The organism is Thiomonas islandica, from assembly GCF_055383445.1.
In genome coordinates, this window is sequence record NZ_AP042391.1 from 307,946 (window position 1) to 327,752 (window position 19,807).

At 64.9% G+C, this 19,807-nt stretch carries 16 protein-coding genes; 4 read left to right on the forward strand and 12 right to left on the reverse strand.

Going from position 1 to position 19,807, the window contains the following annotated elements; translation table 11 throughout:
* Positions 1–8 precede the first annotated feature (8 nt).
* Together ACZ47F_RS01485 and ACZ47F_RS01490 are read right to left on the reverse strand one after the other, a co-directional pair.
* Entirely contained in the window at positions 9–629 is a 621-nt protein-coding gene (locus ACZ47F_RS01485; RefSeq protein WP_464925547.1) for a PilN domain-containing protein, read from the reverse strand.
* A 19-nt stretch (positions 630–648) separates the two neighbouring features.
* The gene (locus tag ACZ47F_RS01490) at positions 649–1,728 is read right to left on the reverse strand and encodes a pilus assembly protein PilM (protein WP_464925548.1); all 1,080 of its coding nucleotides are present in this window, start codon (positions 1,726–1,728) and stop codon (positions 649–651) included.
* A gap of 346 nt (positions 1,729–2,074) precedes the next feature.
* Here ACZ47F_RS01490 and ACZ47F_RS01495 point away from each other — a divergent pair, with 346 nt between their 5' ends.
* Entirely contained in the window at positions 2,075–4,444 is a 2,370-nt protein-coding gene (locus tag ACZ47F_RS01495; RefSeq protein WP_464925549.1) for a penicillin-binding protein 1A, read from the forward strand.
* 236 nt (positions 4,445–4,680) lie between these two features.
* Here the strand turns inward: ACZ47F_RS01495 and cyaY are convergent, their stop codons facing one another.
* The gene (gene cyaY / locus ACZ47F_RS01500; RefSeq protein WP_464925550.1) at positions 4,681–5,010 is read right to left on the reverse strand and encodes an iron donor protein CyaY; all 330 of its coding nucleotides are present in this window, start codon (positions 5,008–5,010) and stop codon (positions 4,681–4,683) included.
* Positions 5,011–5,105: 95 nt separating this feature from the next.
* Here cyaY and lptM point away from each other — a divergent pair, with 95 nt between their 5' ends.
* Positions 5,106–5,192 (forward strand): LPS translocon maturation chaperone LptM, encoded by an 87-nt coding sequence (lptM, locus tag ACZ47F_RS01505; RefSeq protein ID WP_464926553.1) that lies wholly within the window; start codon positions 5,106–5,108, stop codon positions 5,190–5,192.
* Positions 5,193–5,218: 26 nt separating this feature from the next.
* A complete protein-coding gene (gene lysA / locus ACZ47F_RS01510; protein ID WP_464925551.1) occupies positions 5,219–6,511 on the forward strand; it encodes a diaminopimelate decarboxylase in 1,293 nt (430 codons plus the stop codon).
* A gap of 118 nt (positions 6,512–6,629) precedes the next feature.
* Here lysA and ACZ47F_RS01515 read toward each other — a convergent pair whose 3' ends face one another.
* From ACZ47F_RS01515 to ACZ47F_RS01535, 5 genes are all read right to left on the reverse strand, one after another.
* Entirely contained in the window at positions 6,630–7,295 is a 666-nt protein-coding gene (locus ACZ47F_RS01515; protein WP_464925552.1) for a protein-methionine-sulfoxide reductase heme-binding subunit MsrQ, read from the reverse strand.
* A 5-nt stretch (positions 7,296–7,300) separates the two neighbouring features.
* On the reverse strand, positions 7,301–8,311 hold the full coding sequence (msrP, locus tag ACZ47F_RS01520; RefSeq protein WP_464925553.1) for a protein-methionine-sulfoxide reductase catalytic subunit MsrP: 1,011 nt from the start codon (positions 8,309–8,311) through the stop codon (positions 7,301–7,303).
* 320 nt (positions 8,312–8,631) lie between these two features.
* The gene (gene ccsB, locus ACZ47F_RS01525; RefSeq protein WP_464925554.1) at positions 8,632–10,092 is read right to left on the reverse strand and encodes a c-type cytochrome biogenesis protein CcsB; all 1,461 of its coding nucleotides are present in this window, start codon (positions 10,090–10,092) and stop codon (positions 8,632–8,634) included.
* Positions 10,093–10,105: 13 nt separating this feature from the next.
* On the reverse strand, positions 10,106–12,325 hold the full coding sequence (locus tag ACZ47F_RS01530; protein WP_464925555.1) for a cytochrome c biogenesis protein ResB: 2,220 nt from the start codon (positions 12,323–12,325) through the stop codon (positions 10,106–10,108).
* Positions 12,326–12,742: 417 nt separating this feature from the next.
* Entirely contained in the window at positions 12,743–13,462 is a 720-nt protein-coding gene (locus ACZ47F_RS01535; protein ID WP_464925556.1) for a c-type cytochrome, read from the reverse strand.
* Positions 13,463–13,686: 224 nt separating this feature from the next.
* Between ACZ47F_RS01535 and yihA the strand changes: the two genes are divergently transcribed.
* On the forward strand, positions 13,687–14,352 hold the full coding sequence (yihA, locus tag ACZ47F_RS01540) for a ribosome biogenesis GTP-binding protein YihA/YsxC (RefSeq protein WP_464925557.1): 666 nt from the start codon (positions 13,687–13,689) through the stop codon (positions 14,350–14,352).
* Here the strand turns inward: yihA and ACZ47F_RS01545 are convergent.
* From ACZ47F_RS01545 to ACZ47F_RS01560, 4 genes are read right to left on the reverse strand one after another with little or no spacing between them, the layout of a single operon-like run.
* Positions 14,321–16,618: a patatin-like phospholipase family protein gene (locus tag ACZ47F_RS01545; RefSeq protein WP_464925558.1), complete on the reverse strand. Its 2,298-nt coding sequence runs from the start codon at positions 16,616–16,618 to the stop codon at positions 14,321–14,323. The genes yihA and ACZ47F_RS01545 overlap by 32 nt on opposite strands.
* Before the next feature lie 50 nt (positions 16,619–16,668).
* The gene (locus ACZ47F_RS01550) at positions 16,669–17,256 is read right to left on the reverse strand and encodes a YiiX/YebB-like N1pC/P60 family cysteine hydrolase (RefSeq protein ID WP_464925559.1); all 588 of its coding nucleotides are present in this window, start codon (positions 17,254–17,256) and stop codon (positions 16,669–16,671) included.
* A gap of 53 nt (positions 17,257–17,309) precedes the next feature.
* Positions 17,310–18,611 carry a zinc ribbon domain-containing protein gene (locus ACZ47F_RS01555; protein ID WP_464925560.1) on the reverse strand — a complete coding sequence of 434 codons (1,302 nt, stop codon included), beginning with the start codon at positions 18,609–18,611 and terminating at the stop codon, positions 17,310–17,312.
* A gap of 9 nt (positions 18,612–18,620) precedes the next feature.
* Entirely contained in the window at positions 18,621–19,763 is a 1,143-nt protein-coding gene (locus ACZ47F_RS01560; RefSeq protein ID WP_464925561.1) for a zinc ribbon domain-containing protein, read from the reverse strand.
* Positions 19,764–19,807 lie beyond the last annotated feature (44 nt).

A 19,807-nucleotide genomic window follows, 5' to 3' on the forward strand; every position in this document is an offset into this window, starting at 1 on the left:
CGCCTGCCTCACGACTTCGAGGGCGCCGCCGCGGCCGCACCAGACGCCGCCCCCGCCGGGGAGGGTCGCTTGAGCGTGGCGCGCAACTGGAACTGCGCCACCACGCGCGCCGTATTGCCCGCGCTCGCAGGAGCAATCTGCGAGCGGATCTCGATCAGCTCAGGCTTTTCCAGCCAGCCGTCCGGGCGACTGAGGTTGCGCAGAAAGTCGGCCACCCGCTCCTGGCTGAGCGCCACGCCCTGGATCAGCACCGAGTCGCCTTCCTGACGGATTTGCGTCAGCTGCACGCCGGCCGGGGTATCACGCGTGAGGTCGTCGAACAGGTGCACCGGCAGATTGCGGTCGGCCTGCAGGCTCTGCACCGCGTCCTGCCGTGCACGCAGCGCTTCGATCTCGGACTTGAGCGAGGCGATGTCCTTGATCTGGCGGTCGAGTTTGGCGTTCTCGGCTTTGAGGAAATCGTTGCGGCTTTGCTGCTGGGTGATCATTTCACTGAGCACGGTATACCCCAGCGTCAGCACTAGGCCACCCGCCAGAATGGAGGCGAACACGCCGGCGTAGAACGCCTCGCGCCGTTTCTTTCGCGCAGCCTCGCGGTGCGGGAGGAGGTTGATCAAGACGATGTTCATGACTGCTCCAGCCCCCGTCTCATTGCATGAAACGCCGCATCGCCAGGCCACAGCTGGTCAGATAGGATGGTGCCTGGCTACGCAGCTTTTTCTCGCGCACGGTTTCGGCAACCGCCATGCCTTCGAAGGGGTTGATGACCATGCAGGCGACCGAGGCGGTTGCCGTGATCTTCTCGGCCAGCCCCGGCAGGGCCGACGAGCCGCCGGCCAGCAGGATGTAGTCGACCCGGCCGAATGGTGTGGCACGGTAGAAGAACTGCAGCGCCCGCGTGATTTCCTGGGTGAGGCTGTCCATGTACGGCGCAAGCACCTGGGTGGGATAGTCATCTGGCAGGTCGGCAGCGCGCTTCTTGGTTTCGGCCTCCTCGAGCGAAAAGCCGTAGGTGCGGGCGATCATCTGCGTGAGCTGCGCCCCGCCGAAGGCCTGATCGCGGTCGTACAAGGTATCGCCGTTGCGCAAAATCTGCAGGCTGGTGGTGGTGGCGCCCACCTCGAACAGGGCCACCAACAGATCCAGCCCGCCGCGGGGCAGGCGCTCGATCAGCCGCTGCGCGGCCAGCCGCGACGCGAACGCTTCGATGTCCATCACAACGGGTTTGAGGCCCGCAGCCTCGGCCACGCCGCGACGGTCATCGACCTTTTCCCGGCGTGACGCGGCGATCAGCACTTCCTGATCGCCGGGCGACGTGGCGCTGGGCCCGAGCACGCAAAAATCGAGCGCCACCTCGTCGATGGCAAAGGGGATGTACTGGTTGGCCTCGCTCTCGACCTGGACCTCGACCTCCTCCTCGCGCAGTTCACCCGGCAGCACGATCTTCTTGGTGATCACCGCCGACGACGGCAACGCCATGGCCACCTGCTTGGCCTTGGTGCCGCTCTTGCGCACCACTTTGCGCACGGCTTCGACCACGTCGTCGAGCTTTTCGATGTTGCCATCGACCACCGCGCCTTTTTCGAGCGGCTCCATGGCCGCGCGCAGCAGGGTGTACTGGCCGCGCTGGTCCATGTCGAGTTCGACGAGTTTGACGCTGGAACTACTGATGTCCAGCCCGATCATCGGCGCAAAGCGCTTGCGAAACAGACTGCCTAATGTGGCCACTGAAGACCCCCCGATTGGATTGACCACCGTGTGCGCACAACCCGAGGACGGCGCGTTGGCGCATCGAACTGTGTACTGCCCCCGTTCGCGCCGCGGGTCGTTGGTGCCGCGAGTGCATATTGTTTCTTCAATCCTAGCAACAAGTCCTTGATTCAATAATGCGTAAACCCCGGCCTGCAACAAAAGCGTTGCAAAATTCCCACGACCTGCCAGACCCGGTGCGCCGTGAAATCTGATGGCACAGACCCGCGAATTTTTATAATTTGCAACAAAATTTCCTCATGCCCTACCCTCCCGATGCCCTGGAGCCGGAACTACGGCGGGCTCGCTCCGTCGATCTGACTTCATGACGCCCCCTCCTGCCTCCCCTGCCTCTGCCGCGCAGAACCCCGCGCCGTCGCCCTGGTGGGCACGTGCCCTCATCGGTCTGGCGGTCGCCGCGGCCGGTTTGACTCTGGCCGGCGTGCTCACCGTCGCCCTGGTGCTGGTGTTCAGCTGGCCACGGCTGCCCAGTCTGGCCGAGTTGCAGAACTACCAGCCGCAGATCCCGCTGCGCATCTACTCGACCGAGGGCCAGCTGCTGGGCGAATTCGGCGAGGAGCGCCGGGTGTTCGTGCCGATCGGACAGATGCCCGATCTGCTGAAAAAGGCGGTGCTGGCCACCGAGGACGACCGCTTCTACCAGCACGGCGGCATCGACTGGCCAGGTGTTGCCCGCGCGCTGTTGGCCAATCTGGAGCGCTCGCGCAGCCAGGGGGCCTCGACCATCACCATGCAGGTGGCACGCAACTTCTATCTGTCGCGCGAAAAGACCTTTACCCGCAAGCTGTTCGAGGTGCTGCTGGCGCTGAAAATCGAGCAGCAGATGAGCAAGGACCAGATCCTTGAGCTCTACATGAATCAGATCTATCTCGGGCGCAAGGCCTACGGCTTTGGCGCTGCGGCACAGGCGTATTTCGGCAAGCCGCTCGACCGTCTTTCGCTGGCGCAGATGGCCATGCTGGCTGGTCTGCCCAAGGCGCCCTCCGCGTACAACCCGATCAGCAACCCACAACGCGCACGTCAGCGGCAGTTGCATGTGCTGGGGCGAATGCAGCAGCTCGGTTGGATCACCGCGACGCAGGCGCAGCAGGCGCGCGACGAACCCCTGGCGCTGCGCACCGGGCAGTCCGACCAGGACATCCACGCGGGCTATGTCACCGAGACCGTGCGGCAGATGGTGTTCGAGCGTTTTCAGGAATCGGCGTACTCCCGTGGGCTGAATGTTTACACCACCATCCGCGCGCGGGACCAGTTCGCCGCATGGCAAGCGGTGCAGGCCGGCGTGCTGGCTTATGAGCTACGGCAGCCCTACCGCGGGCCGGACGCCTTCATCGACCTGCCCTCTCAGGTCAATGCCATCCCCGACGCGGTCGAGCAGGCCTGCGCCGACCGCGCGCCGGCCGACGGCATGCAATGCGCCGTCGTGCTTAGCGCCACCCCGGCGCTGGTCAAGGTGATGACCGGCGCCGGGCAGGCGATCGCCGTGTCGGGTGCCGGGCTGCGCCAGGTGCGTGCGCTCGGGTTGGGCGATAAGGCGCAGCCCAATGTCAAGCTGCGCGCCGGCGCTGTGGTGTGGCTGGCCTCGGAGGGCAAGGATGCATGGGTCATCACGCAGCTGCCGCAGGTGCAGTCGGCCTTCGTGTCGATGAATCCGGCCAACGGCGCGATCGTCGCGATGGTCGGCGGCATGGATTTCGCCCGTAACAAGTTCAACCACGCCACACAGGCCTGGCGGCAGCCGGGGTCGAGTTTCAAGCCCTTCATCTACTCGGCCGCGCTGGAAAAAGGCATCACCCCACTGACCGTGGTCAACGATGCACCGCTGTTCTTCTCCGCCGCGCAGACTGGCGGCCAGTCGTGGGAGCCAAAAAACTACGACGGCAAGTACGACGGCCCGATCACTTTGCGTCGTGCCGTGGCGCAATCGAAGAACATGGTCGCGATCCGCGTGCTCGACTACATCGGCCCGAAGTTCGCACAGACCTGGAGCACGCGATTCGGCTTTGACGCCAGCCGCCAGCCTCCTTACCTCACCCTGGCGCTGGGCGCGGGAACGGTGACCCCCTTGCAGATGGCTCGCGCCTACAGCGTGTTTGCAAACGGCGGCTATCTGCTCAGGCCCTACCTCGTGAGCAAGATCACCGATGCGCAAGGGCAAGTGCTGTTTCAGGACAAGCCGCAGCACGCAGGGGACGAGGCGCTGCGCGTGATCTCGCCGCGCAACGCCTATGTGATGGACAGCCTGCTGCAGGAGGTCACCCGCTCGGGCACCGCAGCGCGGGCGCAGGCCACACTCAAGCGACCCGATCTGTACGGTAAGACCGGCACGACCAACGATTTTCTCGATGCCTGGTTCTGCGGCTTCCAGCCCAGTCTGGTCGGCGTGGCCTGGGTCGGCTACGACACACCGAAAAAACTCGGCAACAAGGAAACCGGCGGTGCGCTCGCCCTGCCGATCTGGATTCGCTATATGCAGACCGCGCTGCAGGGCGTGCCTGTCGCGAGCTATGCGCAGCCCGAGGGCATCGTGATCGAGAACGGCGAGCCGGTCTACAGCAACTTTGCCGACGGCTCGGGCGTGCGTAGCCTGGGCTTGAGCGACCCGCTTCCACCGCCCGAGGTCACGCCGCAGGAGCGCAATTCCATCCTCGACCTGTTCCGCGACAAGAATTAGCAGGCCGTTGAAAAACGTCGCGAGGATGGCCAGATGCAAGGCGCACGGCGCGCAGCGACCGAGACATATCAAATTAGATAGGCGAGGGAGCGAGCACCGCGCAACGCCGCAGATGGCCCACCGCAGTAGTTTTTCAACGGCCTGTTAGGGCTTGTTAACGCCATTGATGCACCCGCCTGTCTGCGGCAAGGCGTCTGCAAGTCGTCGGGACCGGAAACGGGCGCAGGGCCGCGTCGCTAGGGCAGGTTGGGCAGATGCAGCGCCGGAGCATCCAGAGTGCGCATCACCCGCTGCAGTGCCGCGCCCAGCGTTTCGCCGGTGCGGGTGTCGCCCCAGTGGCTGCCGTTCCACACATAGTGATGGGCACCGGCGCGCGAGGCCAGCCAGATTTGGTGCATGGGTTGCTGCAGGTTGATGATGACCTGATCGCCGCTGTCGAGCTCCAGCCGCAGCACGGAGCCTTCACGCTTGGAGTCGATGTCGGCGGCATCGGCCGCGGCTTCGATCGCTGCCATGGCCTGTTCGGCAAGCTGCAGATAACGGGTGTCGTCGAGGGTGTGTTGCATGGATGGACGCAGGCGGGCTGATACACTCGAATTGGATGGACACACAGCTTAATCGACCCCTGCCATTGTCTGCCCTCGCGCGTCTGATCGCCGCAATGGTCGTGCTTGTTTTGCTGGGTGGATGCGGCCAAACCGGGCCGCTTTACCTGCCGGCGCCGCCAGCATCGTCGGCCCGTTCCTGAGTCGTGCGCCGTCACTCCCCTGACTGATGAAAACCTTGAGCCTGCCCACCTTGCCCGGCCATCCCCAGATTGCGTACGTCGACCGCTGCCTGCACATCGAGCAGGTCAGCGCCGCCCGCATTGCCGAGACCTTCGGCACACCCACCTATGTCTACTCGCGCGCGGCAATCGAGCAAGCCGCGCGGTGCTACATGGACGCCGCCGCGCAAGGGTCTGCGCAGGTGGCGCTGCGCTATGCAGTCAAGGCCAATTCCAGCCTGGCGGTGCTGCAGTTGCTCTCCCGCCTGGGCTGGGGCTTTGACATCGTCTCCGGCGGTGAGTTGCAGCGCGTGCTGGCAGCCGGCGGGCATGCCGGCAAGGTGGTGTTTTCCGGTGTGGGCAAGACTGCCGCAGAAATGCAGCTGGCGCTCGACATGGGCGTGGAATGCTTCAACATCGAATCGCCCAACGAACTCACCCTGCTCGACCGCGTGGCCCGGCAGGCTGGCAAGGTGGCGCGGGTGGCGCTGCGGGTCAATCCGGATGTGGACGCCGGCACCCACCCCTACATCTCCACCGGGCTGAAGACCAACAAGTTCGGCATTGCGCAGGAACAGGCGGTTGCACTGGCGGTACAGACCGCGCTGCTGCCGCATGTGCAGCTGGTGGGAATTGCCTGCCATATCGGATCGCAGATCACCACGGTCGAGCCGTATCTGGATGCACTGGACAAGGTGCTCGATCTGGTCGAGGCGATGGAGCACAAGGGTGCGCGCATCGAACACATCGACCTCGGCGGCGGGCTGGGTATCTGCTACACCGACGAATCGCCCCCGTCCCCACAACAATGGCTAGCGCCGCTGCTGGCCCGCATCGCGACGCGCGGCTTCGCGCATCGCGCCGTGATGGTCGAGCCTGGCCGCTCGATCGTCGGCAATGCCGGGGTGTTGCTCACGCGCACGCTCTATCTGAAATCCACGCCGGCAAAACACTTTGCCGTGGTCGATGCCGGCATGAACGATCTGATCCGCCCCGCGCTATACCAGGCCGAACAGATGGTCATCGCCGCGCAGGAGCGCACCGGTCAGGCGCTGCGTTATGACATCGTTGGTCCGGTCTGCGAATCCGCCGACTGGCTGGCACGCGACCGTGCGCTTGTGCTGGAGGAAGGCGACCTGCTCGCAGTGCTGTCCAGCGGGGCGTATGGCATGGCCATGGCATCCAACTACAACAGCCGAGGCCGTCCGGCCGAAGTGTTGATCGACGGCACCGACATGCACCTGATCCGCCCGCGCGAAACCGCGGAGCAGCTCTACGCCAGCGAGCGGCTGTTGCCCTGAGCAGTTGTGAAGATTTCGTCGCGAACGGCCCCTGCGCACAGCGCGCAGGGTCGAGACAGATCAACCAGATCGGCCGAGCACCACGCTTTGCGGCCAGCGGGCCGCGCAGCAGAACGATTCACAACTTCTGACCACTGGCGCGTGCCTGCGCCCACCGCACCTGCACTGCACGCCAGGCCCACCATCCGCGCAACCCGAGCAGCACCATGAGGACGAGGGCATAGACCGTGGGGCTGGCGGTGTTGTTCTTCGCCAGCTTGCCCCACCAGAAATGGAACACCGCCACGGCGCCCACGGCATACACCAGACGGTGCAAGCGCTGCCAGCGCTTGGCTCCAAGCAGCCGAATCATGCCGTTGGTCGAGGTCAGCGCCAGCGGCGTCATCAGCACCAGCGCGGTCATGCCTGCGAGCACGAAGGGATGCTTGGCGATGTCGCGCAGCGCCATGTCCATGCGCAACCCGTTGACCAGCCCAAGCCAAGCGGTGAAGTGCAGCACGGCATAGAAAAACACAAACAGCCCGAGCATGCGCCGAAAACGCGCCAGTTCCGCCCAGCCGGTGAGCTTGCGCAGCGGGGTGATGGCCAGGGTCAGCAGCAGCAGGCGTAGCGCCCACAATCCCGTGGTCCAGATCACAGTCTGCTCGGGGTTGGGGCCCAGATCGTTGGTCCAGCCGCGCCAGAACAGCGTGGAAAACGGCAACAGACAGAGCGCGAAAACGAGCGGCTTGGCCGCGCGCAGGCGTAGCACGCGACGCACCACCGGCAGCACAGGCGAGTGCATCGCGATCAGAAAAACTTGCGCAGATCCATGCCCTGGTACAGATGGGCGACCTGGGCGCCATAGCCGTTGAACAGTTGCGTCGGAACCCGCGGCGCGAACAGCCCGCCGAACGCGCCACCCTGCCCGATCAGGCGTTCGTTGGCCTGGCTCCAGTTCTGCGGACTGACATCCGGGTTGACATTGGAATAGAAGCCATACCACTGCGGCACGGCGCGCATCCACGAGGTGATGGGCTGTTTCTCCACCAGCCGGATCCGCACGATGGATTTGCCACCCTTGAAGCCGTATTTCCACGGAATCACCATGCGCACCGGCGCGCCGTCCTGATTGGGCAATACCTCGCCGTACAGCCCGAAGGTAAGCAGGGTCAGCGGGTGCATAGCCTCGTCCATGCGCAGACCCTCGAGGTAGGGCCACTGCAGAATGGGGTCGTTCTGCCCAGGCATTTCCGCCGGATCGAGCAGGGTGATGTATTCCACGTATTTGGCATTGCCTGTCGGTTCGACCGCCTTGAGCAGATGCGACAGCGAATACCCCAGCCAAGGCACCACCATGGCCCAGCCTTCGACGCAGCGATGGCGATAGATGCGCTCCTCCATCGGCGCGAGCTTGAGCAGATCGTCGATGCCGAAGGTGCGCGGCTTGTGCACCTCGCCTTCGACCACCACGGCCCACGGCCGGGTTTTCAGGCTGCCGGCATGTTGCGATGGATCGCTTTTGCTGGTGCCGAATTCGTAGAAGTTGTTGTAGGTGACGATGTCCTTGTACGGCGTGGGGGCCTGTGTGGTCGACAGCGCAGCGTTCTTTCGTGCCGGCAGCGCTGCCAGCTTGCCCGGCGCGGGGGTGCCGCCGGTCTGCGGCACAGCCTCAGCATGACGCGCGGTGAGCGCAGCTACCCCGGCTGCCGCGCCAATGCCCGCTGCCGCCAGGAAATGCCGGCGGTCCCTGTAGACCGCCTTGGGCGTGATGTCCGAGGGGGTGGGGTGTTCGAATCCCTGCTGCTGACGACGACTCATCGCTGTTCTCCTGCGTCAATGGGCGGCCTTCACCTGACCATGCGGCGCACCGTTTCACCGCTCGGCTCCGCTTTCGCCGAAGGCACCGGGGTGGACCTCATGCCCCCTGCTGACTGCCCTCTGTCGCGGCAGGAGTCATTGCGGGCCTTTCAACGAATCTGCGGCCTTCACTGATAGACGGAACGTCAGCAGTTTTATTCCGCGGCGGCGTTACTGGTGAAGCCCTCCTCACCATACGGCACCGGCGCAACCCCGTCTCGGTGCAGGGGATTGCGCAGATGAAAAAAGGCCCCGAAGGGCCTTTCCGACGCAGTCGCTGCTCAGAGCTTGCCGTAGGAATGCAGGCCGGAGAGAAACATGTTCACCCCGAGGAAGGCGAAGGTCGTCACCAGCAGCCCGGTCAGCGCCCACCACGCGGCGACCTGTCCACGCAGGCCTTTGATGAGGCGCATGTGCAGCCAGGCGGCGTAGTTCAGCCAGACGATCAGCGCCCAGGTTTCCTTCGGGTCCCAGCTCCAATAGCCGCCCCAGGCCTCGGCCGCCCACAGCGCGCCCAAGATGGTGGCGATGGTGAAGAAGGTAAAGCCAATGGCAATGGATTTGTACATCACATCATCCATCACCTCAAGCGACGGCAGATGTGCAGCGATGCGCTGACGGCCGTAGAGAATGCCGGCGACGATCAGCGCCGAAATGCCGGCGAATACGCCCCAGTATTCTGAAATACCCCCCTGACGGAACACCAGCGGCTCGAAGAACATGACAAAGCCGATGATCCACAGCGGGGTGAGTTTCCACCACGAGGTCTCGGTCGCGTGGGTCTTGATCAGATAGGCAAAGCCGACCATCGCAGCAATGGCAAAAGTGCCGTAGCCGATGAAGTTGGCCGGGACGTGCAGCTTCATCCACCAGCTCTGCAGTGCCGGCACCAGCGGTTGGATTTCGTAGGCGTTCTGCACCATGCTGTACCACAGCAGGAAGCCCACGGCCGCGCTGACCACCAGCATCGCAAACGCGCCCATGCTGCGGGTCTTGTACTTCTGCTCGAAGTAGAGGTAGAGAATAGTGGTCAGCCAGGAAAACAGCACGAACACTTCGTACAGATTGGACAGCGGAATATGACCGATGTCCGGCCCGATCTGGTAGCTCTCGTACCAACGCATCATGGTGCCGACCAGCGCCATAGTCACACCCACCCAAGCCAGGCGCGAGCCGAAATACTGGGCAAAGTTGGACTGCCAACCCTTGGCATCGCGCACCACACCGTCACCACCGCCGGCCATCGGGCCCGCCGAGGCCAGGGCGGCGGCGCCGGCTGTGTTCTGCGCGGGGCCGGTGAACATGCCGAACCAGTAGGCCGCAGTGCTCAGAAACAGCAGGAAGGCCATCCACAAAATGGCCGACTGGCTGGCGAGAAAATATTTGAGGAAGAAGACCTGCTCGCTGCGCGCCAGAACCGCATGTCCGTTGGGCCCCTGGTACAGCCAGATGCCCAGCAGCGAAAGCCCGGCCACGACCAGAGACAGATTCTTGATCGCAGTCCAGCCCCAGCCCAGGAACAGCAGGGTAGTGGTCGCGCCGAGGAAAATGAGCTTGACGTAATAGCTCATGTTCTGGCCGTACTGACTGAGCACGACCGCGTCGCCTGCGGCGATGAGCAGCAGGAAAATCCAGTCGTAAGCCGAACGTCGGCGCAGGTAAGCGCCAATGCCATTCTGGCGCGAAGGTTCCGAACTCTTGGAGTTCAGCGGCAGGCTATGGGATTTGCTGGCTAGTTCCATGGCGGGTCCCTGTTCAGGTCGAGGCAGTGTCCGGCTCTTTCGGCTGAGTCGGGTCGGTCGATGCTACGCCCAGACTGGCTGCGCGCAGTGTTTCAAATTCTTTCCGGTATTCCACGGTGCGGCGATTGGTGCTCATGGCCATGAGGATTTCGCTGCCGCCGCCGTCCCGGTCTTTCACCAAGAACCAGACCCGACGCTCGCGGATGTAGAGCATGGCAAACACACCCAGAATCAGCAAGACCGCCCCGGTATAGACCACGATCTTGCCGGGGGCACGGGCCACCTGGAAGATGCTGGCCTGCACCTGTTTGTAATTGGTCAGCTGCAGGTAGAGGGGAGCGGGGTAGAAAAAGCTGTCGGACAGCGCGAGCACGGCCGAGTCGAAAAACTTTTCATGCGCCGCATCTTGCGCCACAGGCTTCTGGCCGTTGGCTTCCCGGCTGATCTGCCACAGCTGCCACAGCGTGCCGTTGAGAATGCGCACGAACACATCCGAAGCCTGCTGCTGCTTGTCCGGCGGCACGGCAGCTTCGAGATACTGTGCCAGCGCGGGCAGGCCGCCCGGCGCCGGGACCACGGGTTTGCCAGTCTTGGGATCGGTCGGGATGTCTCCGGCAAAGATGTCGAGGGTGCGCCGGGCGGTGACCTGAAGCTGGTTTTTCAGCTCGACAGAGGCATTGGGTGGCAGTGCGGTGGCGACATACTGCACGGCGGCCTGTTCACGGTCCTTGGGATTGAACAGCGCGGCACGCAGATGCATCCAGCCATCGATCGAGTCGTTGCCGTCTGCCGGAATGCGCATGTATTTGTAGCCGGCATCGAGCGAACCGCGCTCACCGGCGAGAAATACCTTTTGGCCGTCGAGTTCGACCGGCAGCATGTAGTTGAAAAACTCGTGCGCCTGACCCGAGGCGTCGCGGATCTTGTACACCACTGCCGGGCCGATGTTCTGCAGGTGGCGCTCTCCTGGCGCCGCCACCGGCGCGCCCAGGTGCTGATCGAACCCAGCCATGAACGATTTTTCCTTGGGCTTCACGCCGGTGGTCTGCGCCGGGCTCATGTCCTGCACATTGAACACGCGCAGCTCGCGGAACTCGATCTGCAGGCTCTGCGCACCGTTGCTCAGCTGGCTGTCGCCCCCCACGGTGCCGGTCAGGTCGAAGCTCTTGTCGCTCGGCCCGTGCATCGGCCAGGCCTTGAGGAACAGCTGCGAGCCACCGTCGGCAAAACCCGACTGGAAGATGGTGACGCCATCATAGGTCAGCGGATGGTTGACCTCGATCTTCGCCGGGAAACTCTTGCCAGTCCTCGGGTCGGTAATCACCACGTCGCTGGAATACAGCCGCGGCATGCCAGTGGAATAGAAATCGATGTTGAATTTTTTTAAGTGGATGTTGAACGGCAGCGGTTGCAACAGCACACCATCGCCCATGGTGAGCACAGCCATATTGGATTCGCCGCCATCCGGAATCTGCAGGTTGCCGCGGTAGGTGGGGTTGTGCACAGACAGCCTGTTGACCTCGGGCACCTGCGAAATGAGCATATTGCTCTTGAGCGGCTCCTTGCCGAACATCCACATCTGTGCCTTGATCATCATGTCGCCGTCGAACAGCGCGCCTACGCAAATCAGCACGAAGGCCGCGTGCGCCAACACATAGCCCACGCGGTTGAGCCCGCCGGTCTTGGCGGCGATCATGGTCGACGCCGGCCCGCCCTGCTGCGCTACTGGCCGCTGCTGTAGCTTGAACTTGTAGCCGTGGTTGCGCAGCACCTGGGTGAGATGCGCGACGATGGTGGCGCGGTCTTCCGGGAAGGCGGCCTCGCCGCGCTCGTGGAAGTGGCGCAGGCTCTGCTCGCGCACGCCTTCCTTGTAGGTTTTCAGATCGGTGATGATCTTGGGCGTATTGCGGATCAGGCAAAGACTGGTGGACACGACCAGAAAGGTCAGGATCAGCAGGAACCACCAGGAGGAGTAAACGTTGTAGAGCTCGAACTTGCGGAACACCTCGGCCCAGAACGGCCCGAACTGGTCGATATAGTTGTTGTAGGGCTGGCCCTGCGTGAGCACGGTGCCGATGATGCTGGCCACCGCCACGACGACCAGCAGCGCGATGGCAAAGCGCATCGACGACAGCAACTCGATGAAGGCGCGCCAGGCACGCGACCCATGTTGCAGTTCCCAGCCGGAGGTGCTCAGGGTCGTGTTGGGAACGGGAGACGGTGTGGCGGACATAAAGAGGAGCGACGGGGCGAAAAAAGCGCAGCGGTTTTCAGGGCTGCGCGCTGGCGATGCCGCAGGTCGAGGGATGGATATGGATTACCGAGGTCGGAAGCGTCGAGCGCCGCCAAGGGCTGCCGCAATGCACGCTCAAACAGGCTTGCGGCGCGCCGCAACACCCAGCAGCAAAGCCGCCTGCAACGGACTCAAACCCCGCAACCCAATTGACAGGCCAATATAACAAAAGAGAAAAACCTCAATTTTGACTTCCCACAGCCCGCCTGGCGATGCATTTCGCCGCGCCGACGGGCACCCAGGCGGGTGATCTGGCCGGGCCGACCAGCCGAGACACCGAAGCCGCTGGGAGACAGAGCCTGCGCCACGCTGGAAAGTTCCGGTAACGACACGTATCGGGCGGCAATGCAGCGCGCGTCAGCGCGGTGTCGTGTTCGACACACGCAGACCGGCGGCGTAATCCGCGACTGCGGCGATCTGCCGGTCGGTCATGCGCGAGGCGATGTCGTGCATTTCCGGGCTGTTGCTGCGACTGTCGCTGCGGAACATCTGCAACTGGGTTTGCAGATAGCCCTGCCACTGCCCACCGATACGCGGGTAGCGCGATGGCATGCCCTGACCGCCCGGCCCGTGGCACGCCGCGCAGGCCGGCACGGCCCGGTCGGGAATCCCCGCCATCCAGATCGAGGCGCCGAGCTTGAGCGTTTTCTTGTCGGCCAGGGTCACCCCGGGCTTGAAGGTCTGGTGGCTGTAATAGAGCGCGACATCGCGGATCTGCTCATCGCTCAACATGGCGGCGATGCCGTTCATGATGGCGCTGATCCGCGCCGGTTGCTTGGCGCCCTTGGCAATGCGGTAGTCGTGCAGTTGCTTGATCAGGTAGTCGGCATGTTGGCCGGCCAGCTTGGGAAACTCGGTCGATGTGGCGTTGCCGTCGATGCCGTGGCAGGCCGCACAGGTTTGTGCCACCTTGGCGCCGGCCTGCAACTGCGCAGTGGTGGGGACGGGAAAGGAGGATTCCATCACACTGGAGGCCGCAGGTGGCGGGACGCCAGCAGCCCAGCAGGCTCCGGGCAGCAAAAGCAGCGAGGCAGCAAGATTCACGGCAAGGCGCGCGGCAACCGACGTGGTAGGCATGAACGGCGATCCATCAGTAGTTCGCCGTGCGCGACAAACAGCGACAATGCGGTGCCGCGCACGGCGTGGGTGCGGACGGCAGCGCGGTCAGCCCGCGCACCCCGTCCGCTTGTTTGCACGAGATGGCGCATCCTACCGATACATAAGTCATGGCGAATATAGGGAATTCCAGCAGGTCAGCGGCTCCAGTGCGGTTCAGCCCGCTGCTGCACAGCGCACGGTTCATGGTCACCAGTTCATCGACGGACAATCTGCCGCGCACCGACCTGCCGGAAATCGCCTTTGTCGGGCGCTCGAACGCGGGAAAGTCCACCGCGATCAACACCCTGTGCCAGCAGCGCCAGCTTGCCTTCGCGTCCAAGACTCCGGGGCGCACGCAGCACATCAATTTTTTTGCGGTCGGACCGAAGGATAGGCCCAGCGGGCTGCTGGTCGATCTGCCGGGTTATGGCTACGCTGCGGTGGGCAAGACCGACAAAAGGCGCTGGCAGCTTTTTCTTGCGCAGTACCTGGCCGGGCGTGCCCCCCTGGTGGGGCTGATCCTGCTGGCCGACGCGCGCCTGGGGCTGACCGACATCGACCTGTCTCTGCTCGATTTCATGGCGCCGGCCAGCGTGCCGCTGCATGTGTTGCTGACCAAGGCCGACAAGCTCAACCGGCAGGAGGGACAGCGGGCGGCACAGGCCGCGCGTGATCGCCTGGCTCAGCATGCGCAAGCGGTCGGGATGACCGCGCCGATCTCGCTGCAGCTGTTTTCCGCGACCCGGCTGCAGGGCATCGAGGCGGCGTCGCAGCTGATCGAGAGCTGGCTGGCCGAACATCGGGTGCCGGGCGCGCCGCAGCAGGCGGCGGATGCGGTCAAGGCCGCCCCAGGGTCAGATACACATTGACCTTCTGCCCTGGTGCCTTGGCCACACCGAAATACACCGGCCCCAGCGGGGTGTCGGTGCCCAGATAGACGCCGGCGCTGTCGCGCAGGTCGCCCAGGCTGACCCTGCTGCGCTGCGTCCAGGTATTGCCACGCTCAACCACCAGCCCCAGGTAGCTGGCGCCGCCGAACAGCCCCGGCGTGGTCAGTGCATAGCGGTAGCCCAGTCGGCCGTACACCAGATAGTTGCCGATCAGCTGGCCTTCGCGGTAGCCGCTGAGCGCATCGAACCCGCCGAGGGAAAAGTAATCCAGCCCCAGACCTTGGCGGTCGCGGAAACTCGCGGCGCGGGCGGCCAGTTCCACGGTGTGGCGTCCGACAGTGAAATCGGCCTGGCCGGATAGGTCGAGCCGGTCGTAGTTGCTGTCGCTGCCCAGGCTGGTTCGCGCGGCAAACACCTCCAGCCGGGCGCGCCAGCCGCTGGTGGGAAAGTAGGCATGATCGAGGCGGTCGAACAACGCCAGCGCCCGCACGCCGCCCTCGCGCAGAGTCTGGCCGTCGACCAGGCCGGTCTGACCGAGCAGATAGTCCGCCGAGATGTTGGCGCGGCTCACGCCCAGGCGCACCTCGCCGTAGCCGGTGATCGGCGCGCCAAGATCCAGACCGACACGGCTGGTGTTGAGGCGGTAGCGCACGATGGGGTTGTCGCCGCGGTACACATCGACCGGGCGGGCATCGAGATCGAGATACGGCGAGGCGAACGCCCGGTCGCGCGCATCGAGTGGCTGGTACAGCTCGGAAAACCAGCGGTTGCGCCAGCCGATCTGCAGGTCGTTGCGCCACTCGCCGCCCAGACCGTTCAGCCACGGCCTGCGCTGCGCCAGTTGCAGCGAGAAACGTGACTGGTTGCGCAGATCGGTATAGAGGCCCAGACCGAAGCGCAGATAGTTCGGCCCCCAGGGTTTCTCCTGCAGGCGGTATTCCAGCACCTGCCCCGGCGGGGTGTCGATCAGACGGTAGTCGACGCGGGAGAAGTCGCCCAGGCCGAACAGGCGGTCGACATCGCGGCGCACCGCGCCGAAATCGAGCGGCTCGCCAGCTTTTTGCTGCAGCTGCGCCTGCAAGGTGCGGTCGATTCCGGGAGCCAGCCCGCGCACCTCGACCCCGGCCAGCGGGGCGTTGAAGCGGGTTTGCGCCACCAGCGCCTGCGCCTTGCGGGCGAAGGCGTCGCGCCACCGGGCGTATTGCGCCAGGGGCAAGGCCAGCGGTGCGAGCTGCGCACGCGCAGCCATCACCGCGTCATAGCCGATCTGGATGGCACGGTTGCCGGCGGCGAAATCGACCGAGGAAATCGCGCCCAGATCGGGCGAAATCAGCACGTCGCCGGGCTTGAGGGTGGCGATCTGTGCGCGGATGTTCTGCTCAATCAGGATGTTGATCATCTGCGAGGTCAGCCCGACGATGTTGTCCAACGCCGTGCGCGGCAGCAGCGGCGTGCCGATATTGATCGCCACCACATGCTGCGCCCCCATGTCGCGCGCCACGTCCACCGGCAGGTTGTCCACCAGCCCACCGTCGCCGAGCAGCGCGCCGTCGACCTCGGTGGGCGGAAACACCCCCGGCACCGACATGCTGGCGCGCAGCGCACTGGCGAGCGCCCCGCGCTGCAGGATCACCTTCTGCCCGGTGACCATGTTGGTCGCCACGGCACGAAACGGGATGGGCAGCGCGTCAAAGTCGTGCACCCCGATCGCCGGCAGGGTGAGGTTGGTCAGCACCTGCTCGAGCTGGGTGGTGTTGACTGCAGCATTCGGAAACTGCACTTGGCCGCGGTCGCTCAGACCGAACTCCACACCGCCGGGCATTTGTTCGTCGGCCTGCTTGCGGCGGAAATTCAGCTCCTCGCGTGCCGGCCGACTGGACAGCACACCAGCCCAGTCCATACCGGAAACCTGGTTGCGCAGCACTGCGATCGACACGCCCTCGGCATACAGCCCGCCGATGATCGCGCCCATGCTGGTACCGGCGATGCAGTCGATCGGCACATGCAGCTGCTGCAGGGCCTCGAGCGCGCCGATGTGTGCAAAGCCCCGGGCGCCGCCGCCCGACAGCACTAGGCAGATGCGCCCATGCGACGGGGCCGACGCCGAACGCTGCTGCGCGCTGACAGCGGCCGTGGGCGAGGCCACGACCGCCGGCGCCAGGCCAACCAGCGCCAGCACCAGCGCCACGCGCATCAAGAGTTGGGGAAAACCTGCTGTCATGCAGACATTTTCGCCTGTCTGCATGGCGCACGCGGCATGGCCGCTTCCGACCGCCCGCGTCGGCTTGCGCAACCCTACACCACACGCACCGCCCACGACAGGAACCGCAGACCGGGGATCTCCAGCAACGCGGACATGGGCACCACCTCGCGGGCGCCCAGCGGGGTGTGCCAGCGCACAGGCTGGGGCAGGCAGTGGCACCCGACGGCGCGCATCGCGGACCAGACCAGCTCGGTGCAGTACAGCGCGTGCGGCGCGCCCAGCCGGAAGTCGGCGTTGAATGCCCAGCCGACATGCTGCAGCGCCCAGGCCGCCACTCGCCTCGCCTGCTCGGCATCGATCGGCAGCCGCGCCGCGGCGGCGTCGCGCACATCGGCGCCGTCGACGAACGCCTGCGCGGTGGTCAACCGCACACCGGTCTGCCCGCTGCGCTCGGGCGGGCAGGCATGCACCACCTGCGCAGCACCCTGCGCACCATGGCCGACCACCAGACCGACATGACTGAATCGCCCCGCCGCGTCGATCGCCTGCACGGCCATCCCTTCCAGGCTGACGGTGCGGCGAAACAGCAGATCGCCGGTCCGAAGCAGCGCTCCGTCCACCTGCCAGTAGCGCGGCGGTGGGCGCAGCGCCGCCCATGCCCCACCGGCCAACAGCACCATGACCGCACTGCTTCGCAGTAGACGCCTACGGCCAGTGTCTTCACGGCCCGACGTCATATGCCATCGATGGACAGAATGCGCCATTGATCACCCACTTTGCCGATACGCATGTTCTCGGTGTGTTCGCTGCCGTCGCGAAAATGCACGACATAGCGCACCGCCTTGTCCCCGCCCTGGTCGGTGACGCGCACGATGGTGATGTCGGCAACGCCGCCTTTGGCCAGGATTCGCGCCTGCACCTGTTTGAACGCCACCTGCATTTTTTCAGGGCCGAGGATTTGCAGATCCGGGCCGAGCAGGCTGTATGCAGCATCAAACCGACCGCTTTGCACATCGTCGTAGAACTGCGCGGGAATGCGGCGCGCCGGATCGCCGAGGTTCAACAGGTTTTTGAGCCAGTCGACAAAGCCGCTCCAGGGTGCGGGCTGCTGCGCGGCAGGAGTAGCGGTGTTCCCGCCAAAAGACTGCGCCGCCTGCCCCAGCTGATCGCCCAGCTGCTGCACCGCCTGACCGAGCGCGCCGCCAGCGCTGAGAAGACCCAGCTGCGCGCGCATGCCCAGCTCCTCGGCTTGCGACGGCAGCACCCAGCCCTGCGGGGTCTTGCGCAGCAGCAGAGTTTGCAGCAATGGTGCGGACAGTTGGCTCAACTGGGTGGACACCGGCGGCTGCTGTGCCCAGGCAGGCAGGCCGCTCCACTGCAGAGTCAGCCGCACCAGCGCCCAGTCCTGCGGAAGGCTCACCCCGGGCGGCAGGGGTTCGGTACCGTCCCTGCCCGGTTGCACCTGCCGTATGTCCTCGACGCGCAGGCCATCGGCCACGCACAGCGCGTCGTTGCGCAGGTAATGCGCGGCCTGCGGGCCCCAGGTGTATTTCATCTGCTGAATGAACCCGCTTTGCACCGGCACCGGCGCGGTGTAGATACCGGCCTTGACCAGCACGGCCAGCCAGCTTTGCGTATCCTGGTCCAGCGCGTTGACAAAAACCGGATTGGCCCGGTAGTTGAAATTGCGCAGGCAGGCGTCCTGCTGAAGCAGAGTGGCCTGGTGTTGCTGCAGCCAGGTGTCCGCCGCCGCCTGCAGCTCGGCCCGCGACGGCCCGCTGGCGCGTCCCAGCACCTGCCAGGCCAGGGCAGCCACCACGAGCAGCAACACGGTGAGGCCGCCGAGCGCAAACCAGCCTGCGCGCCGGCTCAGCCCGCCACGCGGCGGCGCTGGGGTGTTGGTTGCCGCAGCCTGGGTGGGAGCGGGGGCACCGGCCACGGGCGCGCCCGGTGTGCGCAGCGGCGCGCCGCAGGCCTCGCAGAACCGTGCATCATCGGCATTCTGCGTGCCGCAGAGGGTACAGAAGCGTGCCATCGTCGCCCCTTATTTCAGCCGGTGGCCGCAACTGCCGCAGAACATGTCGTCGGGCTGCACCACGGCGCCGCAGGCGGTGCAATGCCCGGTCGCTGGCGCCGCGGCCTGATCCACAACGGCGCGGGGCTGCGCATCCGCGGTCGGCTGGCCTGTTGTCGCCGGGGCAGCCGGCGGTGTCCCGACAGGTACCGGACGCGGTTTGTACTCATCGAGCCCTTGCTTGAACTGGGCCAGTTTCTGTCCAACCACTCCCGCGGCCTCCGCGCCGACGCCTTCGCTGACCGCGCGGTAGACGAAGATCAGGCCCAGGACATAGATCAGGCTGACCACCGACCAGGCCAGAAACCACACCAGCCCGATCGACATCGTCGCCGCAACCGCGGCTTGTACCGCATCAATCCCCACGCCTGACATGTCAGCGTAGCGGTGCCACATCAACATCCCGAAGTTTGCAGTCAATTCAGTCAAGGCCCCCGAGGCAAAGAACCCGCCAACCAGCATGCTGCCGACGAACACCACAGCAAAAATGAAGGCCATCGCTGGCAACACGATCAGCCCGAGCACCAGAAAGTGCATGAACACCTCGAGTGGCCGCTTGATCACGATGCCCACCGCCCGCGACAGGCTGGCGACAAAACCCTCGCCGTGCCACACCGCCGCGATCATCAGCGGCCCGGCCAGCAGCAGAACGGCATAGGCCAGTGCGACCACGACCACCAGCGGCCCGGCCAGCACGAAGCCGAAAAATCCACCCACCCCGGGGATGCGCCCCAGCAGCGACAACACAAACGCCCCCAGCAGCACCACGCCAAAGCCCAGACCGAGCAGGATCAGCAGGCCGATCACATACAGCGCCGACTGGATGCCGCCGAGAAACGCCGGACCGAAGCCGCGCTTCGGCAGGTCATACGCCTGATCCATCAGCATCAGGCCGCTGGCATTCATGCCGACCACGATCACGATACCGCCGATCAGGCTCATCAGCATCGCCACCAAAGCGCTGCCCGAACTCGCACCCGCAATCGCACCGCCGCTGATAGCAAGCCCGCCCAGGACGAAGCTGCCCGCCAGCATGGCCAGCGCGCGCCAGTTGTGCAAGGCCTCGTAGCTGCGCAGCAGCACACCGAGGTTGTTGGTGGTTTTCACGGTCATGTGGTCCTCCAAGGACTGTGGGTGATTGGAAGCGGGACGCCCGG